At 52.8% G+C, this 20493-nt stretch carries 25 protein-coding genes and 3 pseudogenes; 14 read left to right on the top strand and 14 right to left on the bottom strand.

The annotated features are described in order from the left end of the window. Positions 1–118: 118 nt before the first annotated feature. A pseudogene (locus ACA108_08915) lies at positions 119–220 on the bottom strand (hypothetical protein). A gap of 196 nt (positions 221–416) precedes the next feature. Here ACA108_08915 and ACA108_08920 point away from each other — a divergent pair. Both ACA108_08920 and ACA108_08925 read left to right on the top strand, forming a co-directional pair. Then, positions 417–1190: an isocitrate lyase/phosphoenolpyruvate mutase family protein gene (locus ACA108_08920; GenBank protein ID XEX97599.1), complete on the top strand. Its 774-nt coding sequence runs from the start codon at positions 417–419 to the stop codon at positions 1188–1190. Beyond that, positions 1177–2232, top strand: a complete 1056-nt coding sequence (locus ACA108_08925) for a bifunctional transcriptional activator/DNA repair enzyme AdaA (GenBank protein ID XEX97600.1) — start codon at positions 1177–1179, stop codon at positions 2230–2232. Before ACA108_08920 ends, ACA108_08925 begins: the two co-directional genes overlap by 14 nt. A gap of 94 nt (positions 2233–2326) precedes the next feature. Here ACA108_08925 and ACA108_08930 read toward each other — a convergent pair. Both ACA108_08930 and ACA108_08935 read right to left on the bottom strand, forming a co-directional pair. Then, positions 2327–2587: pseudogene (locus tag ACA108_08930) on the bottom strand (MBL fold metallo-hydrolase). 82 nt (positions 2588–2669) lie between these two features. After that, entirely contained in the window at positions 2670–3641 is a 972-nt protein-coding gene (locus ACA108_08935; protein XEX97601.1) for an NAD(P)H-dependent flavin oxidoreductase, read from the bottom strand. A gap of 101 nt (positions 3642–3742) precedes the next feature. Here ACA108_08935 and ACA108_08940 point away from each other — a divergent pair, with 101 nt between their 5' ends. The 5 genes from ACA108_08940 (at position 3743) to ACA108_08960 (ending at position 8734) form a co-directional block, all read left to right on the top strand. Further along, positions 3743–4612, top strand: coding sequence for a LysR family transcriptional regulator (locus ACA108_08940; protein ID XEX97602.1), 870 nt, complete (start codon positions 3743–3745; stop codon positions 4610–4612). A 202-nt stretch (positions 4613–4814) separates the two neighbouring features. Further along, positions 4815–5594: an MBL fold metallo-hydrolase gene (locus ACA108_08945; GenBank protein ID XEX97603.1), complete on the top strand. Its 780-nt coding sequence runs from the start codon at positions 4815–4817 to the stop codon at positions 5592–5594. 85 nt (positions 5595–5679) lie between these two features. Then, positions 5680–6654 (top strand): GlxA family transcriptional regulator, encoded by a 975-nt coding sequence (locus ACA108_08950; protein XEX97604.1) that lies wholly within the window; start codon positions 5680–5682, stop codon positions 6652–6654. 74 nt (positions 6655–6728) lie between these two features. Next, positions 6729–7457 (top strand): MerR family transcriptional regulator, encoded by a 729-nt coding sequence (locus ACA108_08955; GenBank protein ID XEX97605.1) that lies wholly within the window; start codon positions 6729–6731, stop codon positions 7455–7457. Between the two features lie 317 nt (positions 7458–7774). After that, complete coding sequence (locus ACA108_08960) at positions 7775–8734, top strand: YbgA family protein (protein XEX97606.1); 960 nt, start codon at positions 7775–7777, stop codon at positions 8732–8734. Here the strand turns inward: ACA108_08960 and ACA108_08965 are convergent. Next, a complete protein-coding gene (locus tag ACA108_08965) occupies positions 8708–9184 on the bottom strand; it encodes a DMT family transporter (GenBank protein XEX97607.1) in 477 nt (158 codons plus the stop codon). The two genes, ACA108_08960 and ACA108_08965, sit on opposite strands and share 27 nt — an antisense overlap. A gap of 9 nt (positions 9185–9193) precedes the next feature. Further along, a complete protein-coding gene (locus ACA108_08970; protein ID XEX97608.1) occupies positions 9194–9628 on the bottom strand; it encodes a DMT family transporter in 435 nt (144 codons plus the stop codon). Between the two features lie 98 nt (positions 9629–9726). Between ACA108_08970 and ACA108_08975 the strand changes: the two genes are divergently transcribed. Continuing rightward, positions 9727–10677, top strand: a complete 951-nt coding sequence (locus ACA108_08975; GenBank protein XEX97609.1) for a LysR substrate-binding domain-containing protein — start codon at positions 9727–9729, stop codon at positions 10675–10677. 58 nt (positions 10678–10735) lie between these two features. Here the strand turns inward: ACA108_08975 and iraP are convergent, their stop codons facing one another. Beyond that, positions 10736–11071, bottom strand: coding sequence for an anti-adapter protein IraP (iraP, locus tag ACA108_08980; GenBank protein ID XEX97610.1), 336 nt, complete (start codon positions 11069–11071; stop codon positions 10736–10738). A 299-nt stretch (positions 11072–11370) separates the two neighbouring features. Here iraP and ACA108_08985 point away from each other — a divergent pair, with 299 nt between their 5' ends. Both ACA108_08985 and ACA108_08990 read left to right on the top strand, forming a co-directional pair. Next, positions 11371–11532, top strand: coding sequence for a hypothetical protein (locus tag ACA108_08985; GenBank protein XEX97611.1), 162 nt, complete (start codon positions 11371–11373; stop codon positions 11530–11532). Between the two features lie 39 nt (positions 11533–11571). Then, the gene (locus tag ACA108_08990) at positions 11572–11883 is read left to right on the top strand and encodes a hypothetical protein (GenBank protein ID XEX97612.1); all 312 of its coding nucleotides are present in this window, start codon (positions 11572–11574) and stop codon (positions 11881–11883) included. A 229-nt stretch (positions 11884–12112) separates the two neighbouring features. Here ACA108_08990 and ACA108_08995 read toward each other — a convergent pair whose 3' ends face one another. The 3 genes and pseudogenes from ACA108_08995 to ACA108_09005 all read right to left on the bottom strand — a co-directional run bounded on the left by ACA108_08995 (position 12113) and on the right by ACA108_09005 (position 14144). Then, positions 12113–12604 (bottom strand): ferritin-like domain-containing protein, encoded by a 492-nt coding sequence (locus ACA108_08995; GenBank protein XEX97613.1) that lies wholly within the window; start codon positions 12602–12604, stop codon positions 12113–12115. 102 nt (positions 12605–12706) lie between these two features. Continuing rightward, positions 12707–12892, bottom strand: a complete 186-nt coding sequence (locus tag ACA108_09000; protein XEX97614.1) for a general stress protein — start codon at positions 12890–12892, stop codon at positions 12707–12709. Between the two features lie 559 nt (positions 12893–13451). Next, a pseudogene (locus ACA108_09005) lies at positions 13452–14144 on the bottom strand (alcohol dehydrogenase catalytic domain-containing protein). 530 nt (positions 14145–14674) lie between these two features. Here ACA108_09005 and ACA108_09010 point away from each other — a divergent pair. Then, positions 14675–15184, top strand: a complete 510-nt coding sequence (locus ACA108_09010) for a ferritin-like domain-containing protein (protein ID XEX97615.1) — start codon at positions 14675–14677, stop codon at positions 15182–15184. A 90-nt stretch (positions 15185–15274) separates the two neighbouring features. Here ACA108_09010 and ACA108_09015 read toward each other — a convergent pair whose 3' ends face one another. Next, positions 15275–15643, bottom strand: coding sequence for a hypothetical protein (locus ACA108_09015; GenBank protein ID XEX97616.1), 369 nt, complete (start codon positions 15641–15643; stop codon positions 15275–15277). A 191-nt stretch (positions 15644–15834) separates the two neighbouring features. Between ACA108_09015 and ACA108_09020 the strand changes: the two genes are divergently transcribed. Both ACA108_09020 and ACA108_09025 read left to right on the top strand, forming a co-directional pair. Continuing rightward, entirely contained in the window at positions 15835–16191 is a 357-nt protein-coding gene (locus ACA108_09020) for a hypothetical protein (protein ID XEX98061.1), read from the top strand. Positions 16192–16371: 180 nt separating this feature from the next. Next, the gene (locus ACA108_09025; protein ID XEX97617.1) at positions 16372–16782 is read left to right on the top strand and encodes a Spy/CpxP family protein refolding chaperone; all 411 of its coding nucleotides are present in this window, start codon (positions 16372–16374) and stop codon (positions 16780–16782) included. 280 nt (positions 16783–17062) lie between these two features. Here ACA108_09025 and ACA108_09030 read toward each other — a convergent pair whose 3' ends face one another. Beyond that, complete coding sequence (locus tag ACA108_09030; GenBank protein ID XEX97618.1) at positions 17063–17491, bottom strand: hypothetical protein; 429 nt, start codon at positions 17489–17491, stop codon at positions 17063–17065. 327 nt (positions 17492–17818) lie between these two features. On the opposite strand from ACA108_09030, the gene ACA108_09035 reads away from it, so the two are divergent. After that, positions 17819–17962, top strand: coding sequence for a hypothetical protein (locus ACA108_09035; protein XEX97619.1), 144 nt, complete (start codon positions 17819–17821; stop codon positions 17960–17962). A 64-nt stretch (positions 17963–18026) separates the two neighbouring features. Here ACA108_09035 and ACA108_09040 read toward each other — a convergent pair whose 3' ends face one another. The 3 genes from ACA108_09040 to ACA108_09050 form a co-directional block, all read right to left on the bottom strand. Continuing rightward, positions 18027–18800, bottom strand: a complete 774-nt coding sequence (locus tag ACA108_09040) for a hypothetical protein (GenBank protein XEX97620.1) — start codon at positions 18798–18800, stop codon at positions 18027–18029. Between the two features lie 70 nt (positions 18801–18870). Further along, positions 18871–19869, bottom strand: coding sequence for an HAD family hydrolase (locus ACA108_09045; GenBank protein XEX97621.1), 999 nt, complete (start codon positions 19867–19869; stop codon positions 18871–18873). Next, positions 19869–20438 carry a hypothetical protein gene (locus ACA108_09050; protein XEX97622.1) on the bottom strand — a complete coding sequence of 190 codons (570 nt, stop codon included), beginning with the start codon at positions 20436–20438 and terminating at the stop codon, positions 19869–19871. Before ACA108_09050 ends, ACA108_09045 begins: the two co-directional genes overlap by 1 nt. Positions 20439–20493 lie beyond the last annotated feature (55 nt).

A 20493-nucleotide genomic window follows, 5' to 3' on the forward strand; every position in this document is an offset into this window, starting at 1 on the left:
CAATTTTTTTGGTTATGTGACGACGGGAACCTGATGGTTCCCGTTTTTATTATTAGCTTATGAATGGTTATCAAAAGTTTATCAAAATAAGTTATCAAAACTCCCTTCCTGAAATTTCCTAAACGGCTATTGTCGTCCAGTCTTTTCCCCTGTCATCGTTGTAACGATCTGTCTGTTTTTGAGCCTTATGTCCGAGCAGTTTTTGGGTATTGTAGCCTTCTCCTTGTTCAGTATCTCAGAGAGGGGAATTGCTATTTTGCTACCTCGCTTCTGGATAATCCATGACCGTTCTAGTCAGATTGACCCCGGTAGCCGTTTAATTTTGATAATTTAAAAAATGGTCGTCCAATTTTCGGTTGTGAGGCCTTTGTCGAATGCTCTAGATTCATCTGTATCTAAACAATAGAGGGATACTCATGAACTTCACTGAGCTTCATCATCAAAACCAACCTCTGATCATCGCCAACGTCTGGGATGCCGTGAGCGCTATTACCGCCGACCAACTGGGCTATAAAGCTCTGGGTACTTCAAGTGCAGCGATTGCTGCGATGTTAGGCTACGATGACGGAGAGGCAATGTCGTTTGAGGAACTATTCTATATTGTTTCTCGTATCCGGTCTGTCACCGATCTGCCATTAAGCGTTGATATCGAAGCGGGATTTGGTGGTTCAGTTGAAGAGATATCGGCTCATCTTAAGCGGCTGGCCCATCTCGGTGTTGTGGGGGTAAATCTCGAGGACAGCTGCGTGGTTAATGGTGTCAGGCAGTTGGGCGATCCCGATGCCTTTGCGTTTAAATTAAAAGAGATTCGCAAGTTACTGGTCTCAGCGAATTGCCATCTGTTTTTAAATATTCGTACCGATACATACCTACTTGATCATCAGCAAGCATTGCGCGAAACGTTATTACGCGGCCAGCTGTATGAGGCAGCGGGGGCAGACGGGATATTTATTCCATGCCTGACGTCGGAAAATGATATTGCAGTTATTACCAAAGCGCTTAACCTGCCTTTAAACATCATGTGTATGCCGGAGCTACCCACCTTTAGTAAACTGGAAACGTTGGGTGTAAAACGCATTTCTATGGGGAGTTTCGTGCATTCATCCGTTCAGTCAAAACTGGAAGCGTTGATGTCAGCTATTCAAACAGATCGCTCATTTGCAGGGCTTTTTGCAGATGAAAGTTACTGATAAAGACCAATGTAATACCTGGTATCAGGCCTTACTTGATCGCGCCTCAGAGTACACAGGTGTGTTTTATGTCGGCGTCAAAACGACAGGCGTCTTTTGTATTTCAGTATGCCGGGCGCGAAAGCCGAAACGGGAGAACGTCGAGTTCTACAGCAATTTTGAATCCGCGCTGGAATCAGGTTTTCGTCCCTGCAAAGTATGCCGCCCCACAGAAAACGCGCGCAGTGCGCCCTTGCTCATCGAACAAACGCTTGCGTTGCTGCGTGCGAATCCTAAAACACGAATAAGCGATATGGCGCTAAGTAATCAGGGTATTAGCCCGGAGCGGGTACGGCGTTGGTTTATCCAAAATCATGGAATGACCTTCCAGGCATTTCAACGAATGCAGAAGGTAAATACTGCCCTTCAGGAATTAAAGGCGGGGCGTGGTGCCACTGATGTAGCGTTAGATAACGGTTACGAATCATTAAGTGGTTTCGGTTATACCTTTAAGCAACTCACAGGTGCGGCTCCAACGAGTCAAAGTGAGGTGATTGTGATACACCGTTTTACCTCACCGCTCGGACCTATGTTTGTTTGCGCCACTGAACGCGGCATTTGCCTGCTTGAGTTTGCGGATCGTCGAATGCTGGAGAGAGAGTTTCGCGATCTCCAGCGTTTATTTAAAGCGCGGATAATTTCGGGCGAAAATAATCATACGCGTCAGGCGGAAATTGAAATGAATGAATATTTTTGCGGGGATCGCCAGCAATTTACCTTATCCCTTGATGCTCCCGGCACTGCTTTCCAACGCTCCGTATGGCAGGAAACAGGTTTAGTTCCCTATGGCCAAACGTCACATTATCTGGCGCTTTCTGTCCTGGTTGGAAAACCGAATGCAGTACGCGCTGTGGCCGCAGCGAATGGCGCGAACCGAATAGCCATCGTCATTCCATGCCACAGAATTATTGGTAAAGACGGCGCAATGACGGGCTACGGCGGAGGCATTGCCCGTAAAGAATGGCTGCTTGACCACGAACGAAAAACGTTATTAAACGGCTGAGGTCAGTTGGGATGCAGGGAAGGTTCAGGTGATGCTTACGCCTGCCTGTTCCGATTCCTCATCGATTCCCTGCGGCTTATGGCTCCCGTTTATATTAGCAATAAAGCTGATATCCGTCATTGGCCCGCCGGACGCGGGCAAATCCCGTCTGGTCCAGATGCATATCTGCAACGAGTATGTTCTCCCTGGCTACCTGGTCGAGTAATACTCTTCGCGTCGCTTCGGCCTGGGCAGGATTGCTGTCGAAGACAATGGAAGCCGCCGGATGCGCGAACTGGATGTGGGGATAATGGACGATGTCTCCCCAGATCAATAGGCGTTCTTCGTGGGAATCTATACGGGATCCGGTATGGCCCATTGGGTTGGCCGAAGTCAGTCGGTCGCACCCTTTAATGCGATTTCGTGAGGAGCAGACGGTCATACCGGACGGCGCCAAATCAGACGCCGCTTCCCTTTTGAAAGTCCTGCATAAGGTCCGCTACGATTTCTGCGGCCGGACGAATTGATTTGATTACTGAAATCCCCGTGCCCGTGGACACTATCCCCCGATCAAAATTTCCGAGCCTCATGGCCTGCCACAGGGAGTGGTAGCCGTTCATTGCTTCAAACATGGTTTCGCGATCGGTGTCCTGCGCCTCTAACTCCGCCAGCTTCGGGCTTAGGTCGGTGGGCAGGGTGCGGTAATACGCGGGAAGCGTACGGAACAGCAGCAAATCTTCGGCGCAGGACTTGACGATCAGGCGCTTAACTTTCTCATCTGCGGGGTTCTCAAGGGCCGTCAAAAAGAGGCTGCCCGCAAAGACCCCTTCTGCTCCCAGCGCCATTGCGGCACGCACCCCTCGCACATCACCTATACCCCCGGCAGCGATAACCGGGATATTCACGCTATCCGCTATCATCGGCACGATGCTGAACGTACCAATCACGCGGGTCGGGACGGTGCCCCCTTCGTCAAAACCTGTCGCAATAATGACGTCGGCCCCTAATTTCTCGGCCTCTTTTGAATTAGCGACGGTGGGCGTCAGGGCGCGGTAGAGCGTTTTTATGCGGTTACGTCTGAAGAAATCATATATTTCGGCGTCCAGCACTTCGTTGATAAGCACCACCTCCACGCCTTCCTCAACGAACATTTCCGCGGTTGGACGCCAGAAGCTCATGTCAGGCCCGTTAATTAAGGTTACGGCAAAGGGGTTTTCCGTCAGCTTTTTGACTTTTCTGATCTCCTGGCGCATGCGGTCCAGGGCCGTATAACGCGAATCCGGCAGGCTGTCCTGCCCGGCGTGCGGCCCCAGCGTGCCCAGGCCACCGGCGTTAGAAACGGCAGCGACGAGTTCAGCATTGGTCAGGAAATAGAGGGGTGCCTGGATAAGCGGATAGCGGATATGCAGCAGTTCAGTGACGCGGTTCATTTTTTAATTCCGGTGCAAATAAGATGGGAAAATTTTACCCTTTGCAAAATGGAATGGAATCACCAAAAATAAACACCTGATGTCCAAATATGGAAAGAAAAGTGGATTTTAACGCAACGAAGCTGTTCATCGCGGTGGTTAACGCAGGCAGTTTTTCAGCGGCCAGCGAAAGGTTGGGGGTGCCGATCTCAACGCTGAGTCGAAAAATTAATGAACTTGAGCAGGCCCTGAACGTACAGCTGCTGGACCGCTCAAGGCAGGGGGTTAAGCCAACCTATAAAGGGCAGCAGTTTTTTGAACAGGCCCGTCCGGGCGTCGAGCTACTGGAGGATGCACAGAGATCGGTCACCTCTGCCCACAAGCTTCAGGGCAAGCTGCGCCTGTCCGTCCCACCTAATTTCTCGCTGTGGTGGGATTTGCTGCTCGAATTCCAGCAACGCTATCCCGATATCCACGTATTTTGCCACTCGAGCGAGAGAGTCGTTGATTTGTTCGAGGATGGCGTAGACGTTGCGCTAAGAATGGGCAGCCTGAATACGGACGATGTGATTGCAAAAACCGTTATGGACGTGGAAATCCTGTTTGTGGCAAGCCCGAAATTGCTGGCGCGTTACGGCACGCCGGAAACGCTGGCTGAAATGGCCCGGCTGCCGGTTGCCGCCTGGGAAACGCTGAACCACGGCTTTTTTGAATGGGGGTCTGGCTCAGAAAAAGTTAAATACGAGCCGTTTTTCTCCACCAATAATTTACAGGGATTAATTCATTATGCTCTGAGCGGTATGGGCGTTACCCAGCTGATGGATTTCTCAGCCAGGCCCTGGCTGGAAAGCGGCGAGCTGGTACAGCTGCTGCCCGGAGCCGCCAGACAAACCATGCCGTTAAACCTCGTCTATGCCCGCCGCAAACATCCTTCAGCGCTCGTGCGGGCTTATCTTGATTTTTGCACTGAATGGGTGAAAAAGCTGAAGTAGCGCTGCACGAAGGATATGCGCCACTGACAGCGTTTTATCGACGTTACTTTACAGTTGACCCGATTTCATCGGTTAATGACCAGTGGGCATGTCACGCCCTTTCGCGCCAGCTCTTATAGTGGCTCCACTCGCAGCTACCTTGTCGGGCTAACCAGCCGCGGTGGCTGAACCACAAAATCTGATGGAAATCGGGAGTCACAATATGAAATTAACGCAGGTTCGCAACGCTACGCTGGTACTGGACTATGCCGGTAAAAGATTTCTTATCGATCCTATGCTGGCGGAAAAAGAGGCCTGGGACGGGTTTGCCGGGAATGCCCGTCCCCATCTGCGCAATCCCATGGTTTCCCTGCCGATGGCCGTAGAGGATTTGCTGGCCGTCGATGCCGTGATCCTGACGCACACGCACACCGATCACTGGGACGAAGCGGCGCAGCAGGCCGTGCCTAAAGATATGCTTATCTATACGCAGGATGAGAACGACGCCGCACTGGTCCGCTCGCAGGGCTTTCTTAATATCCGCGTGCTGAAAGATGAAAACCATTTTGTTGACGGGCTGACCATTTATAAAACCGACGGCCAGCACGGCAGCAACGAGCTGTATGCAGATGCCCAATGGGGCGGGCTACTTGGCGACGCGTGTGGGCTGGTCTTTACCCACCATAACGAAAAAACGCTTTATATCGCCGGGGATACCGTCTGGGTAAAACCTTACGTAAGAAGCCTGCAGCGCTTCCAGCCGGACGTTGTTGTGCTGAACACCGGCTATGCCGTTAACGATCTCTATGGCCCAATCATCATGGGCAAAGAGGACACGCTGCGCACCCATAAGCTGCTGCCAGCCGCGACCATCGTGGCTTCGCATATGGAATCAATCAACCACTGCCTGCTGACCCGCGCGGAGCTGCGTGAGTTCACGCTTGAACACGGCATTGAGGATAAAGTTCTTATTCCTGCGGACGGCGAGACCCTGGCTTTCTGATAAGCTACTTTACCTGAGCGGGGCAGGTTGGGAAGAGATGTTTTCCCGCCGTGCCTCCCGAACCTCTTAAGGTAAGGTCAAAATTATGCCTGCACTGACGGTAGCCGTGATCGCTACGGACGGATTCAGTCCGTTTCACTTTTCCGTACCCTGCATACTGTTTGGGTCTGCCATGCCGCAGCCTGATCTCTTCCGGGTGGAGATTTGCGCTGAGAAACCTGGCGTGGTCCTGTCTGATATTGGCCTTTCTATTAACGTAGAGCACGGTTTAGAGCGGCTCGATGTTGCGGACATTGTCATCGTTCCCTACTGGAATCATGCGGCAGAGAAGCCTTCCGAGGCGCTGCTGGATGCGCTGACAAAGGCATGGCAGCGCGGCGCGGAGGTGGTGGGCCTTTGTCTGGGCACCTACGTACTGGCCTACTCCGGCCTGCTCGACGGTCACAGAGCGGCAACGCACTGGGAATTCGAGCAGGACTTCATCGAAAGATTCCCCTCGGTTCATCTGGACAGCAACTCGCTCTACACCAGCGATGAACGGCTTATCACCTCCGCGGGCACCGCGGCCGGTATCGACTGCTGCCTTAATATTATTCGCGACCATTACGGTTCGGCGATGGCCAACCGTGTAGCCAGACGCATGGTTGTGCCGCCTTATCGGGAAGGGGGGCAGGCGCAGTTTATTGAACGCCCCGTTCCGGTATCGACGCGCGACGGCAAAATGAACGAGCTGATGGATTATCTGCGCCGCAATCTGGAGAAGCACCACAATCTGGACTCGCTGGCAGAATTCGTCAATATGAGCCGGAGAACGCTGACCCGGCATTTTTTCAGGGCAACCGGTGCAACGCCGGGAGACTGGCTGAACGCGGAGCGCCTGCAAAGAAGCCAGGAGCTGCTGGAAACCACGGACAGCAGCATTGAGCGCGTGGCCGAAATGGCCGGTTTTCAGTCGCCGGTCTCTTTCCGCCAGAGCTTCAAAGCGAGGTTCAGCGTCAGCCCCAGCGAATGGCGCAGGGCTTTCCGCGGTCCGGTGACGGCGGCGGATAAAGCAGAGTGAAACTGCCCGTGCGGCACTCATCCCGGCATATTTCGTAGTATATTGAGAGCATTATCCGTCATCAGGTGCCCCTTATGTCTTACTCAATCGGCGAATTTGCCCGGCTCTGCGGGATAAACGCGACCACGCTTCGTGCCTGGCAGCGTCGTTACGGCCTGCTCAAGCCACAGCGCAGCGACGGCGGGCACCGTCAGTACAGCGACGACGACATCCAGCAGGCGCTCAAAATTCTCGACTGGGTGAAAAAAGGGGTGCCGGTCAGCCAGGTCAAGCCGCTGCTGGCCCGCCCCGGCGTGCGCCGTACAAACAACTGGCTCAGCCTGCAGGAAAGCATGCTGCAGCGACTGAAGGAGGGGAAAATCGACTCCCTTCGCCAGCTGATTTATGATGCGGGCCGCGAATACCCCCGCCCGGAGCTGGTCACGGAAGTGCTGCGGCCGCTGCGCAGTAAAGTCTCGGCCAACGTGCCGGTGATGATGACCCTGCGCGAAATCCTCGACGGCATCATCATCTCTTATACCTCTTACTGCCTGGAGGGGGATAAAAAAGCGCCGGGTGACAACTACCTGATTACCGGCTGGTATCTGACCGATCCCTGCGAAATCTGGCTTGAGGCGCTCGTGCGCACGGGCCAGGGGCATCGCATCGACGTGCTTCCCGTACCGCCTGCCGCCCTGGCTCCGGAAATCTTCCCGGATCGTAAGTGGCTGCTGGTCACCGGCGGCAAACTTACCGCCGCACGTAAAAAGCAGATAGACCTTTGGCAGCAGCAGGTCGTTTCCCTCGATATTATTCCTCTCTAGTTCCGCCCCCGGAAGCCTGATACGAACTTCATTCCGCCGCCGCCAGGGTGGTTGCTTTAGTCCGCATGTAAAAAAACGATCGGATTGATGCAACTTTAATTAATTGAATAAAAAGAATAAATATAACCCGTCAAAAACTTGTGCAAATTAATATAAATGTATAAGTTTTAAGTGTCCGCCATGTAGTTCACAGCTGGGTAAGGCTCATTGCAGGCGGCACGCATCTTTTTAATAAACGGAGATTAAGAAGTCTGGGATCGTCGTCGGCACGGTCACCCTTTTCTTCACCCGAACGGCGCAGCAGAGAGGATAACGTCATGAATACTCAACCCGTTATTGGCATCAGCGGATGTTTAACCGGCTCCCTGGTCAGGTTTGACGGCGGGCATAAGCGGATGGCGTTTGTGATGGAAGAGCTGGCCCGGTGGGTGAGCTTCAGACCCGTCTGCCCGGAAATGGCTATCGGACTGCCCGTGCCTCGTCCGGCTTTGCGCCTGGTGCAGACCTCCGCAGGGGGTACCGAAATGTGGTTCAGCAAGCCGCCGCATAACGATGTCACGCAGAAAATGGCCGAGTTCGCCGCGGGCTTCCTTCCCGGGCAGAGCGGGCTGGCAGGGTTTATCGTCTGCGCCAAATCGCCGAGCTGCGGCATGGAGCGCGTGAGGCTGTACGATGAGAAAGGCAACCGGGGACGCAAAGAAGGGGTGGGGCTGTTTACCGGGGCGCTGCTGGAGAAATATCCGTGGCTGCCCGTTGAAGAGGATGGCCGCCTGCACGACCCGGTGCTGCGCGAAAACTTCGTCGAGCGCGTCTTCGCCCTGCACGAGCTGAATACCCTGCGGGCCAGCGGCCTGACCCGTCGCGCGCTGCTGGATTTCCACAGCCGCTATAAGCTACAGCTGCTGGCGCACCACCAGGCGGGCTACCGTGAAATCGGGCCGTTCGTCGCCTCGCTGCACGAGTGGGAGGATCTGGACGCCTTTTTTGTTGTCTACCGCGAAAAGCTGATGGCGATCCTGAAGCAGCCCGCCTCGCGCAGAAACCACACCAACGTGCTGATGCACATTCAGGGCTACTTCCGTAACCAGCTGAATACGCGCCAGCGCGGCGAGCTGCGTGAGGTGATCCTCCGCTATCGGGAGGGGCTGCTGCCGATACTCGCGCCCCTGACGCTGCTGAACCACTATCTCGCTGAATATCCGGATCGCTACCTGCTGGCGCAGAACTATTTTGACCCCTATCCGCAGGACTTAGCCCTGCGTCTGTCGGTCAGCTGACGCCTTAGCCGGTTTGCTGCTGGAGTAGATGAAGATCAGCGCGATGCCCAGACAAACGATGGCGCCAAGCCGACTGGTGGAAAACGGAATCGAGGCGTTGCCCAGCCAGCCAAAATTATCTATGAGCAAGCTCATGGTCAGCTGCCCGAAAATAACTGCGACTGTGGCGACCGCCGTGCCGATTCGCTGCACGGCGAGCACCATAATGACGATATAGGGTACGCCGAACAGCGCCCCCACCAGCTGCCATTTCGGCACGTCCAGCAGGCTGAGCGTATGGGCGGGCTCAAAGAAGAAGATTAGCAGGCCCGTTATCAGCGCCCCGACGGAAAAGGTCAGGAACGCGCATTTGAACACGCCCACTTTGCTGCCCAGCTGTCCGTTGACGGCGGCCTGAATGCTCAGCGTGGCACCGCCGAGCACGGCCAGAATAATCATGATTATTGTCATAGCGTTATCTTACCCCTGTGCAACCAGAACCAGCGCTGCGATGATGAAAACCAGCGCAATAATGCGTTTTCCGTCAATTTTTCGACGTGACGTGCCCAGCAGGCCGTAATGGTCGATTATCAGGCTCTTAAACACTTGTCCCGCCAGGATACCAATCATCGTCATGGCGATACCGATGACAGGTGTGGCGAGAGTCAGAATGACGACGTAGACAGGGCCGAGCACGCCGCCCAGCAGCTGCCATGACGGCTGCGCGAAAAACGACGGGCTATTGCGCGGGCTGAAAAATAGCATCAGCAGAAACGTCAGCGCGGCCCCCACGCCGAAGATGCTGAATGTGGCCCATAAATCACCCACTTCCCCTGCCAGCGGCCCAAGCAGGCCAGCCTCCACGGACAGCCCCATGCCGCCCGCGACAACAATTAAAATCAGTACCAGTTGCATAGCAATCGCTCTCACGTTTCCAGGCGAGGAAGAGTACGCCTGTTCAGATGTGAGAAAAATGCCATAATGCAGTAAACACCTGTGCATGATATGCATCAATGAACAATGCCGGAAACATCAGCCTGCGCTCGCTGCTGATCCTGATCGACGTGTATGAAACGCAGAATTTTTCCGTGGTTGCGCGCCGGGAGGGGATCTCAGCTTCGCAGGTTTCGCGCATTATCCACCAGCTTGAGGACGCGCTCGGCCAGCAGCTGTTTTACCGCAATACACGCGCCGTCATACCGACCGAAAGCGGCCATCTTTTTGTCCGCTACGCAAGGGCAATGGCCGATAATATGGAGGAAGCTCGCCGGGAGCTGGATGAGCGAATGCTCGAGCCATCCGGCCTTATCCGCATCAATGCCCCGGTATTTTTTGGCCAGCGGCACGTTGCCCCGGGCCTGCCTGGGCTCGCGGATCGCTATCCCCGGCTCAGCATTGAGCTGACGCTGACCGACGATTATATCGACCCCCACAAAGATGCCGCCGATGTCATTTTCCGCATCGGCGGACTGGCTGATTCCTCTTTCCACGCGCGCATCTTCGGGCAGCAGTACTATCACCTGGCCGCCTCGCCGGCGTACCTGCGCAAATACGGTACGCCTGAAGGGCCAGGCGATTTAAGCCGCCACAATTGCCTGGTCTACCGCGGCTCGTCCGGGCCTAACCGCTGGCTGGTGCGTCAGCCGGGTGGGGAGTGGATTCACCAGTCCGTCCGCGCGCTGATGTCATCCAACAATGCTGAAACCCTGCTCATCGCGGCGCTGGGGGGCATGGGGATCGTGCTTTTTCCGGACTGGCTGATTGGCGAGAGGCTGCGGAGCGGCGAGCTGGTGGCAATCCTGCCGCAGATGGAGACGTCGATAAAGACGGAGCCGCAGAATATTGCGGCCATCTATCCTCATGCGCGGCACCTGCCTCTGACCGTCAGGGCGGTGATTGATTACTATGTTGAGACGTTCGGGACACCACTTTACTGGCAGTCAGAAACCGGTGCCCGAAGGTAGGCTGGGGGAGGGCTGGGGCAGCTACGCAAGATTTCCGCTCGAAGAAAACGGGGATAAATTAATCCGTCGCCGTTTCGCCGGGCCTGGTTTTTAACGATTCCAGATCGATTTCCGCATCGTTGGTTTCAAGCAGTTGCGTCAGCTGAATGAGGTTGTTGAACTCATTGAGCAGGATCTCCGCATCGGTTTTCAGCGGGGTATCGGCTGCGTCTAAAGCCGCGTTGATCGCCTTCCTGACGTTTTCCAACATTTCATTCATCCCGCCATTTTTTGCAATGGTGAGCAGCAGGGCGCCAATCAGCAGGGACTGCGCCTCAACCTTCGCCGCCAGCTGCTTGGCTTCGGCATCCATTTTGGAAATTTTAGCAATCACACCCAGTATCAAATTTTTCATAAAGCCTCTTTTATGCCAGAAAATCCCCGTGGATAAGGATGTGGTCAGGTAAATCTACAAGGATTTAAGCAGATCCGCTGAGTTAGTCAAAGCTAAAAATTGCCGCCAAAATAACGCTCAAAAAAAGATTAAACATCATATATTTGCCCCAGCGGCACGCTTCTCCCGTTTATGCCGACAGCATACCTTGCCGCAGTGAACTTGATCCACATCAAATTTCTTGTCAAAATGTGCTCTTGTTTTTCAATTATTTTGATTTTTAAACGGAAGATTTTCCACAGCGTGGGGTAGGAAGCCAAATGAAGTATGTTTTTGCACTGGTCTTAAGTATGACGCTATCAGGCTGTACGGCCAGCGACTGGGTGGATGCCGCAGGCGGTATCATGCAGGCAACTGATAAGCAGGAAAAAGACGCCAGAAATAAACGGATAAAAGCTGCTAATAAAGCCGCGGGATATTAATTTTTTCTTTTCAGACTATTAATTACAAAAGGAAAGGTAATGCGTTATGCAATGCTGGCACTTGTGCCACTCTTAAGCGCCTGTAGCGTCTCTTTTATGAAGTATGACAACGAGCCGGTCGTGCAGGCGACCTACGCCAACGGCGCAACCAAAAGTAAGGTTATTGCCGCTGGCGGCAAGCCGGACAGCGAAGTCAGCGTTCCTGAAATCAACGGTACCTGCGTTAACTACACGCTGCGCAAAGCCGGGGAAACAATGCCGTTCTATGCTGCCTTTGATAGCAGCGGTAACCGTAAGCATTACGGCTATATTTCATGCCAGGAGGCGCGAGCGAAAGGTGTCTTTAAATAAAAGATGCTACGAATTTTATTCCTCTTCTCCGTTCAGTTAGCCAGGAGAGGAATAAATTTTGCTCCGCATTTACTGATTAACGTAAACGCCTTTGTGGGGAGAGGGCTTGTGGGGAAGTAATTAATCACGAAAAACTTGCTTATGAAAATAAGTTGCCCTCCCTTTATGTATTCCATTGTAATAAATAAGAGACTGGCCCGGTTAGCAAACCGGGCAGCAAATTAACCTGTTATTTCGCGTTTTGATTAACTCCCGACTCCGCGAGGGTGGTTAATTTATTATCGGCGGACTTCTCTTCCTCAAGCGTCTGGCCAAGAAGCTTTTTCGCCTCGCTGTAGCCCAGCAAATCTGCCAGAGTACAAAGCGTACCGTAGGCGGCAATTTCGTAATGCTCCACTTTCTGCGCTGCCGCGATGAGGCCTGCATCCCGCACGGCGCCTTTCTCCACGCCGTCGATAATCTCCTGGCCTTCTTCAATCAGCCCTTCCATCGCCACGCATTTCATGCGTTTCAGCCGGAAGTCAGGAATGCTGTCCACAACCTGATCGATGCGCTCAACCTGTCCCCGGGTCTCTTCAAGGTGACTGGTGAAAGCTTCGCTTAATTTCGGATTTTCAGATGCCCTGGCCAGTTTTGGCAGCGCACGCGTAAGCTGCTTTTCTGCACTGTAAGTATCTGAAAGGAGATGAACAAAAAGGTCTTCAATGGTTTTGATCTGCATGATCGCTCCAGAATTCGCTCTTTATTTCATTAGGGGCAACATGGGCAAACCGATATTACAGATTCGCCCATGCTTGTGGGGTGTTACTTAGTCAGGCCCGGCTTACTTTTCAGTCTTACGTCCGCCGCCATAGCTGTTTTCACCCCCTTTACGTCCGGCTTCCGAAGCACGCTGCGGGTCATTCTTGAAGTTCCCGCCGCTGTGCTGGCCGCCTTTACGTCCTGCGTCCGAAGCTTTTTCTCTGTCTTGCGCAAAATTACCGGAACCGCCTCTATGTTGTTCAGCCATAATGTCGTCCTCATGTTGCTTTGGAAAAAGATGATATGAAAAACATATCAATCGCGTCGAAATATAAAATTAGCGTATGCTCAGGCAGTGTCAAATTAATAAGGGATGTCATGGCGACGTTATTGTTCTAAAGCGAAACGGCAATGTTGTCCTTACAGCGGTGAAAACACCTCCTAAATCTGCCTTTTATTCCATGAAGTTAGGGAGCCTGTCTGGGTAAATGTTTTTCGTGAGGATTTGGCGAATAAAAAATTGTTCGGAATGTAACGATTTAATAATGAAAGGAGGGGGGGGGGTATAGAAATTTAATATCTCTCTGAGAAGGGCTAAAATAAAAATATCTCACCAGGAATAATCTTAAAAATAATGATAAGCGGCAGCCCGGACCTAAGTAGATGTCTTCAGCGGAATTTTATGAAATACACCAGGATCCCATTACACCCTGACGTTCAGGGCAAAGGGACAGGAAGCTAACTCACGCGCTCCCTGGCCCGGCCTCTTCAGGCTCCTTCATCGTTTCCGTCAGGCCCGCATGGCAGCGCGCGATAACAGCAACGTCGTAGCGCTCACGGGTAAATGCAAGGCGGTAATCATTGTGGTCAATCATAAAGATCTGCTCCGCCCCTTCGTAGCGGGCACAGGCCGCGCAAAGTAGGCCGACCGGACCGGCTCCGTAAATGGCCACGCGCGAGCCTTTTTTTATCTCCGCATTTTTTACCGCCTGCCAGGCGGTGGGCAGGATGTCCGACAGAAACAGAACTTTTTCATCCGGCAGGGAGTCCGGGACTTTAAACGGCCCCGTATTGGCTTTCGGTACGCGAACGTATTCCGCCTGGCCGCCGGGAACGCCGCCGTACAGGCTGCTGTAGCCAAAGAGGGCGGCAGGAGGCGTGATGTTCTTGCGGTTCAGGGCTGCCCCTTTGCCGCTGTTGGTGTTCTCGCAGGCCGCGTACTGGTGAAGGTGGCAGAAGAAGCAGTCGCCGCAGGCGATAACGAAAGGGATCACTACCCGGTCGCCTTTGCTGACGGCGGTGACGTCGGCACCGGTTTCAACGACTTCACCCATGAATTCATGACCGAAAATATCACCGTGGTGGGTGCCGGGAATTTTGCCGCGGTAAAGGTGGAGATCCGAACCACAAATGGCGGTGGCGGTGACGCGCAGAATAATATCATCGGCGGCCTCAAGCCCCGGGTCGGGCATTGTATCAACGCTAACGTTATGGGGACCATGGTAGGTAAGTGCTTTCACAGGTATGCCTCCTGATTCGTTCGGGTTATTGTTTATTCGCTGTCATTAAGTAAACAATGAAAACACAAACGAAAAAAATTCCAGGACTGTTCTTAAAATAGAAATCTCGTTGACTTCACTATTAGCCGCTACGCTATAACTAGCCTCATTAATAAGCGAGGCGGTTAATAAAACAGGCGGATGAAATAGTTAAATTAAACTGGGGGTCACCTGTTAGATAACATGTTTTAACTTACTAATGACCAGCGAGTGATATGAATATTACTCCGAAATTAATCAAGAAAAGCCCCCTGGTGCGGCATTCCTGTGGGTAATGCTGGCTATACCGTCGTCCGGGCTGATGAAGCTCCTGAAGAAAGTGAACGGTAAAGCAGATCATCCTGTCACCTGCTATGATTTTTTTACGCTTCAGGCGAATGTATTTCAGCCGAAGTGTCTGCATTACACAGGAATAAGGACTACTTAACCCGATCCTATGAATACTTTCCTGCTGTTAACCCTGTCAAATACTTAATGAAGGAGACACTCATATGGCAACTTACATTGAGAATTATCATGACTGGTTACGGGACGCTCACGCTATGGAGAAGCAGGCGGAATCCATGCTGGAAAAAATGTCCGAGCGAATCGAACACTATCCTGAGCTAAAAGCCCGGCTTGCCCAGCACCTTGAAGAGACCCGCCATCAACAAATGCTGCTGCAGGAAGTGATCGACAGAAACGGCATCTCCAACTCCACCCTAAAAGATACGATGAGTAAAATGATGGCGTTCGGCCAGACGATGGGCGGCATGATGACGCCGGACGAAGTGGTGAAAGGGGCAATCAGCGGCTATGTCTTCGAAAACTTTGAAGTCGCGTGCTACACCTCTCTGATCGCGGCGGCGGAGCTGGCGGGAGACCCTGCGGGGGCGGAAGTCTTCAGAACGATACTCAAGCAGGAACAGGCGATGGCTGACTGGGCACGCGATCACCTGCCGCAGGTCACCGAGCAATTTTTACGCCGTTCGGCAGCCCCGGATACCGAAGCCAAAAAATAACTTTGGCTACGGCATACCCGTTTTTTAGCCGCAACAGGCCTGCCGGAAACTGTATTTCTGGCAGGCTGTTTCTTTCGATTACGAAGGGTATTAAACCTGAGGCTTTTCATACCTGGGAAGCTGAGTTATTTCATAATTTTTTGATCCCTGAACGATACATCTGTCAGGCTCCGGGCTGCCGGAATAAAACATATAATATTTTTCGCTTTCTGGAAAAAATACCAGGTCGTCACCGTTCTGAAAGCTAGTCACGCGAAATGGCACGTTCTCTTCCGTACGATTTTTTTTCACGCCGGAGGCAATAATGAAATGGTCGCCCCATTTCATGGTGGATAGATTATGGCTAAAGCGTGAAATAACGACGTTTTTGCGCAGCGAACAGGACAGTTGTGTAGCCGTAGCCGCATTGACGGCGGCAGGAAGTAAGCCAAGGAGGCTAACAAATAAGGTCAGTTTCATGTCAGATCTCTTTTTTATGAGCTTGTAAGGAAAGGTAACATAAAATGGTGCGGCTTGAAATTTCGTAACCCATTATTTACAAAAGATTTTGTTCTGAGCAGCTGAGAGAATTATCAGATTATTATTGTTATAAACGTGAGGGTATTACTGATAAGCTGGCGGCGTCTATGCAAAAGGAAAATTTTATGAATATGAAGAAACTTATCGCCGTTGCGCTAGGAGCAGTATTACTGTCGGGTTGTACCGTCCGCGTGGCGGATATGACAGTTGGCAGCACCAAAAATTATAATCTTAACGCTGCGAAATTTGTGAAGGGCAAACGCGTTACGGGTGAAGACAAGGCGACAATTGTTATCTTCCCGCTGTCTATTCCAAGCGTAAAAACCGCGATGGACAGGGCAATTGAACAGGATAAGTGCGCCGTAGGCCTGAGCGACGTTGTTATTTACCAGCTTAACCACGCCTTCCTGTTTGGCAAATTTGGCTACCGCGTCGAAGGGACGCAGATTATCGACCGGACGCAGGCAGGCTGCGAAAAGCGCTCATAAACAGATCTGGAGTCAGAACAGGCCTCGCGATCGGGGCCTAACCAGGTGACCTCATCCGCCTCGCATAACTCGACTATCCATCTGAAAAATCTATATTTAAATTTTACACTTTGTTGCAGTGCAGCATCTCATCGTGGGGGATAATCTACCCTCTTTTGCTTTTTTTAAGGATGATTTGTTGTGAACAAACTTTTTCGTAACACCCTACTCGCCGTCGCTATCACCGCCGGTTTCTCCGTTGCCGCTCAGGCTGCGACTAACGATACCGTGCCTGCGCCGATGCAGGATCCCGTTGTTCAGCACCTGAAGCTTAGCAACGAGCAGGTGGCTAAACTCGAAGATCTGCACAATCAGTTCGACAGCAATATTAAAAGCATCAAAATCGACGGCTTTAAAGAAGGTGCTCTGCTGGACGTGGTGAAGTCAGGCAAATGGGACGACGCTAAAGTAAAGCAGCAGCTTGCCGCGTTCGGCCAGCTGGATCAGCAAGTTCGTTACTACCGCGTGAAGTACTATTTTGGCGTGAACCAGGTGCTGACGCCGGAGCAGCGCACCCAGGTGAAAGAAGACCTGGCTAATGCGATGAACTAAGATAAGCGCCTTTCGGCCGGAAACGCCGCGCCGGAAGGCCATTTTACACGTGCAGGCCTTCGAGCTTATCGAGAAACGAAACCAGATGAGCCGATGCATCAAAAGTGTTCACCAGCATGAGGGGCCAAAGCAACCCCAGACAGAATAATAGCAAAGTTGCCGCTTTATCATCCCACTTCATCGCCATTTTATCTCAGCCGTTGCAAACCAATAACCTCATGCTATCAGTAACCATGTGTAATTATATTAACATGCGATGATTTCAGCGCGCGGGAACGTGTCAGAGTGGGGTAACCACCACCGAGACCTGGCAGCCCAGTAGGTAGAGCGCCTGCTCCAGCAGTTCAACCTTCGAGGCATAGCCGATATCAAGTAGCCGCTCCGTTTGCGGGCCGTTAAGGCCGAGCTTTCTGGCAAGCTGGGCTTTAGGCGTACCGGTAGCCAGCATCGCATTACTTAACGCTACTTTCAGGCTTGCCAGCACCGGCAGATGAACGGCGAAACTACCGTCCTTCAGTTCAGTGGGTGCAGGAATCCTGCTGCGTGAATCAATGAGTTCACCCACGCCCGCCAGCAGGGCATCCAGGGCATCCAGCTCAACGTCCTCTTGAGAAAATGAGACCGCATCAATGCCGGCTAAATCCTGAAAACTTATCTCGTACTGGCTGGTTTCTTCATCAAAGATGACGGTGGCGGGAAACGTAAACATAGAACCTCGTTGCTACATGATTTGGCACCCATTGTCATGCATCCGGGGGGATCGTAGCGAGGAAATTTTAATTTTTATCCGTAACAGGAGTGGATGTTATGGCGTGCCGCTTCGCTCGCGTTAACCAGGCTTCAGACTATACTTCAAAGGCAGCAAAATGCTGTCCAATCTGGCGGAGTAAACGATGAAAAGCATTGTAATGAACGTGTCGAAAGAGCAGCCAAAAGACCCGGTTAAATCGCCGAAGAATGACGAGAAAAAACCTAAACAGAAAAAATAGGTCATGCCCTTTCGGTGTCAGTTGCTGACTGCTGTCCGGAGGCTACTATGTCTGACCGTCCTGATTTTATCGATCCTTTACCCGATGGCGAACCGCTTCCAGATGTCCCTGATAAAGATCCGATTCCGGACGATCCGGAGTTCGATCCTGACAGAATAACGGAACCGGTAGATCCCCTTAAACCACTTTAGCCATTGGCTCAAACCGTCTGCGTGAAACTGTTGTATAAGCTTCACGCGACGGTTTTTTTAATGCCTAAACCCCTGCGGGCGTCAGCGACGCTTTCAGCAGCTCCAGGTTTTGCGGCTCGATGCGAATCATGCCTCCGCGCGGGCTGCCGATATCCGCCACCATGGCCAGCGCGATAGAAATAATCGCAGGCAGAATAAATAGGTAAACTTTATTGCCTTTTTTACTGTGCGAACCATAGCCGATGAGAATATTACATATCAGCGAAATGGAGATAAGCAGGATCCAGGCTGAAGGCGGAAAGTGTTTTATCCAGGCCGCCTGGGTGTAGCCCTGGGTATTAATGACGTCGTTCATGCCCGATGCGACCAGCGCAGTGACGGGTGTTTTAGAGATATCGGTTTCATCCTTTATGGTTTTCCAGAGCCGTGCCTGAGAAAGGGCGGTCTGTTTATCCAGCTCGGCGAGCTTATTTTTATCGTGAAGCTGATAAAAGGCGATGCGTAAATCCAGATACTTAATCAGCTCCTCCCGGGCAACGGTGGCATTCGCCGGGGTGAGTAAATCAACACGCAGTAATTCCGTGCCAATAGCGTTGGCTTCTTCGGATTCGGTGTCCTTACGCTGGTCGTAATGGCCTACCGCATTTGAAAAACTGAAGCCTATCAACAGACCCAGTAGGGTGAGGGTCGCCGCCTGGACGACCCCGAAATCCTTTAGCGTCTCTTCATCCAGATTGCCTTGTCGGCGCAGGCAATATACCCCTAACGCCGATGCCAGCGGTAATACGAGAAGCAAGGTAACGAATAAAAATAAAGGATGTCCCAATAATGTGCTCATGATTGTCTCTTTTATCAGCAAGCTGGCGCGCCGCCAGTGATTCAATCATTGCACAGTTTTAAAATTTTGCTCAGTTCTTCATGGGGCATAATTTGGGGTCAAATACCTGTTTCCAGTCCTGTTTCATGTTAACCACCGTCCAGCCATTCTGCGGTGCCAGCGTCAGCCCCTCAATCAGTTTTCCGCTCGCGGACGGGTGGCTGTCGTAGGCATATTCCCGCTCGCCGTCGGTGTGGTGAACGAGCAGGCCAAAGGTTTTGTAGTCCGGGTTGGCGGCGGTGTACTGCATCATCGCAAGATCGCCGTCGCTGTTGCCGAAGGCCGCCACCGGGCGCTGGCCCATAAACAGATGAAAGGCGACGGGCTTGGAGGTCGCGTCATCATAAAACGCGCCCTTCATATTTTTGCGCAGCTCGGTGCCGTTGTCGGTGAGGGTAAAGTCGCTGAGGGCGAACGAGCCGATAACCTGCTCAGGCGGGATGCCGTACATTTTCTGCGAGACGACACGCATAAAGTCGATGCCGCCGCCGGAGACAATCCAGGTTTTAAAGCCGTTCTCGCGCAGGTAGTCCAGCAGCTCGCGCATTGGCTGGTAGCCCAGCTGATCGTAGCGGCAGCCGAAGCGCGGGTCTTTCTTCGCGTCCATCCAGCTGCTGACGCGCTGGTCAAACTCTTCGGTGGTGATACCACTGTGCGTCAGCTCCAGCAGCCTCATCAGCCCTTTCTGACCCGACTCCGCTACGGCCTTTAAATCGTTGTTCAGCACGGCGGTGACAACAGGATCGGTTTTCCACTCCGGGTGTTCCGGGGCGAGGCGTTTCACTTCATCCACCGCAAACTGAAGCTGGAAGGTCAGCGGCGCCTCCGGCCAAAGCGTACCGTCGTTATCGAACACCACGTAGCGCTTTTCAGGCGGAATGAACGTGGAGCGGTCTTTGTTGGTGGCGTTTTGTACCCACTCTACAATGGATTTCTTTGCCGCCGTGTCGTTCCAGCTGGCGAGCGGGTCGGCATGGGCGGAGCAAACGGCCCCTACGAGCAGAGCGGAAAGCAGCAGTTTATGTTTCATTATTTTCCCCTTTTAGTGGGCGAGAGATCGGGAAGCTGAACCGGGGCCCAGAAGCGACGCCAGACGTGGCGCAGGTAGTTAAGACTTCGCCACAGAGGGCGGCGGATAAACCAGAAAGTCAGGCCGACAAGGGCGATAGCCGCGACGGACAGGACCAGATGCCATTTATCCTCGCCGGTGGTGCCGCGCAGAACGGACTCGCGGCCAGCCGCACGGGCACCGGCAACGTTAAATGACGCGCCGGGCAGCTCAGCCGTCTGCCACTGCGGATGAGCGGTATCCCACCAGCGTAACTTAATGGGGGGCAGCGTGATGGTCCCTGCCTGCGAAGGCAGATAGCGCAGCCGCTCCACATGCTGAGCGCCCTGTACATCCCCCCGGCCAGATTTCAGCAGTGTGTTGACCGGCGTGAGCCGCTGGGGTCCGGTGCCGGGAATGGCATACAGTAGCTGCGGCACCTGATTTGCCAGAATACCGACTGATTTTACCGTCACGGTCCTTTCTACCACGTCGCCGGCGTGCAGCGTGCTGTCGTTACCGGCATGGAACTGATTGATTTTTTGCATCATCTCAAGGCTGGCCGCCGGCAAGAAGCGGTCCGGCTGCTTCTTGCCTTCTGATTCA

This window comes from Dryocola sp. LX212 (assembly GCA_041504365.1).
In the GTDB taxonomy this organism is placed as follows: Bacteria; Pseudomonadota; Gammaproteobacteria; order Enterobacterales; family Enterobacteriaceae; genus Dryocola.

Coding starts and splice junctions, on each gene's coding strand:
- ACA108_09020 (XEX98061.1), top strand. CDS start 15,835: ATGAAGAAACTTATCGCCGTTGCGCTAGGAGCAGTATTACTGTCGGGT.
- ACA108_08995 (XEX97613.1), bottom strand. CDS start 12,604: ATGCAGATCAAAACCATTGAAGACCTTTTTGTTCATCTCCTTTCAGAT.
- ACA108_08990 (XEX97612.1), top strand. CDS start 11,572: ATGCGTTATGCAATGCTGGCACTTGTGCCACTCTTAAGCGCCTGTAGC.
- ACA108_09015 (XEX97616.1), bottom strand. CDS start 15,643: ATGAAACTGACCTTATTTGTTAGCCTCCTTGGCTTACTTCCTGCCGCC.
- ACA108_08925 (XEX97600.1), top strand. CDS start 1,177: ATGAAAGTTACTGATAAAGACCAATGTAATACCTGGTATCAGGCCTTA.
- ACA108_09000 (XEX97614.1), bottom strand. CDS start 12,892: ATGGCTGAACAACATAGAGGCGGTTCCGGTAATTTTGCGCAAGACAGA.
- iraP (XEX97610.1), bottom strand. CDS start 11,071: ATGAAAAATTTGATACTGGGTGTGATTGCTAAAATTTCCAAAATGGAT.
- ACA108_08970 (XEX97608.1), bottom strand. CDS start 9,628: ATGCAACTGGTACTGATTTTAATTGTTGTCGCGGGCGGCATGGGGCTG.
- ACA108_08920 (XEX97599.1), top strand. CDS start 417: ATGAACTTCACTGAGCTTCATCATCAAAACCAACCTCTGATCATCGCC.
- ACA108_09035 (XEX97619.1), top strand. CDS start 17,819: ATGTCTGACCGTCCTGATTTTATCGATCCTTTACCCGATGGCGAACCG.
- ACA108_09050 (XEX97622.1), bottom strand. CDS start 20,438: ATGATGCAAAAAATCAATCAGTTCCATGCCGGTAACGACAGCACGCTG.
- ACA108_08985 (XEX97611.1), top strand. CDS start 11,371: ATGAAGTATGTTTTTGCACTGGTCTTAAGTATGACGCTATCAGGCTGT.
- ACA108_08945 (XEX97603.1), top strand. CDS start 4,815: ATGAAATTAACGCAGGTTCGCAACGCTACGCTGGTACTGGACTATGCC.
- ACA108_08955 (XEX97605.1), top strand. CDS start 6,729: ATGTCTTACTCAATCGGCGAATTTGCCCGGCTCTGCGGGATAAACGCG.
- ACA108_08975 (XEX97609.1), top strand. CDS start 9,727: ATGAACAATGCCGGAAACATCAGCCTGCGCTCGCTGCTGATCCTGATC.
- ACA108_08960 (XEX97606.1), top strand. CDS start 7,775: ATGAATACTCAACCCGTTATTGGCATCAGCGGATGTTTAACCGGCTCC.
- ACA108_09045 (XEX97621.1), bottom strand. CDS start 19,869: ATGAAACATAAACTGCTGCTTTCCGCTCTGCTCGTAGGGGCCGTTTGC.
- ACA108_09030 (XEX97618.1), bottom strand. CDS start 17,491: ATGTTTACGTTTCCCGCCACCGTCATCTTTGATGAAGAAACCAGCCAG.
- ACA108_09010 (XEX97615.1), top strand. CDS start 14,675: ATGGCAACTTACATTGAGAATTATCATGACTGGTTACGGGACGCTCAC.
- ACA108_09040 (XEX97620.1), bottom strand. CDS start 18,800: ATGAGCACATTATTGGGACATCCTTTATTTTTATTCGTTACCTTGCTT.
- ACA108_08935 (XEX97601.1), bottom strand. CDS start 3,641: ATGAACCGCGTCACTGAACTGCTGCATATCCGCTATCCGCTTATCCAG.
- ACA108_08965 (XEX97607.1), bottom strand. CDS start 9,184: ATGACAATAATCATGATTATTCTGGCCGTGCTCGGCGGTGCCACGCTG.
- ACA108_08950 (XEX97604.1), top strand. CDS start 5,680: ATGCCTGCACTGACGGTAGCCGTGATCGCTACGGACGGATTCAGTCCG.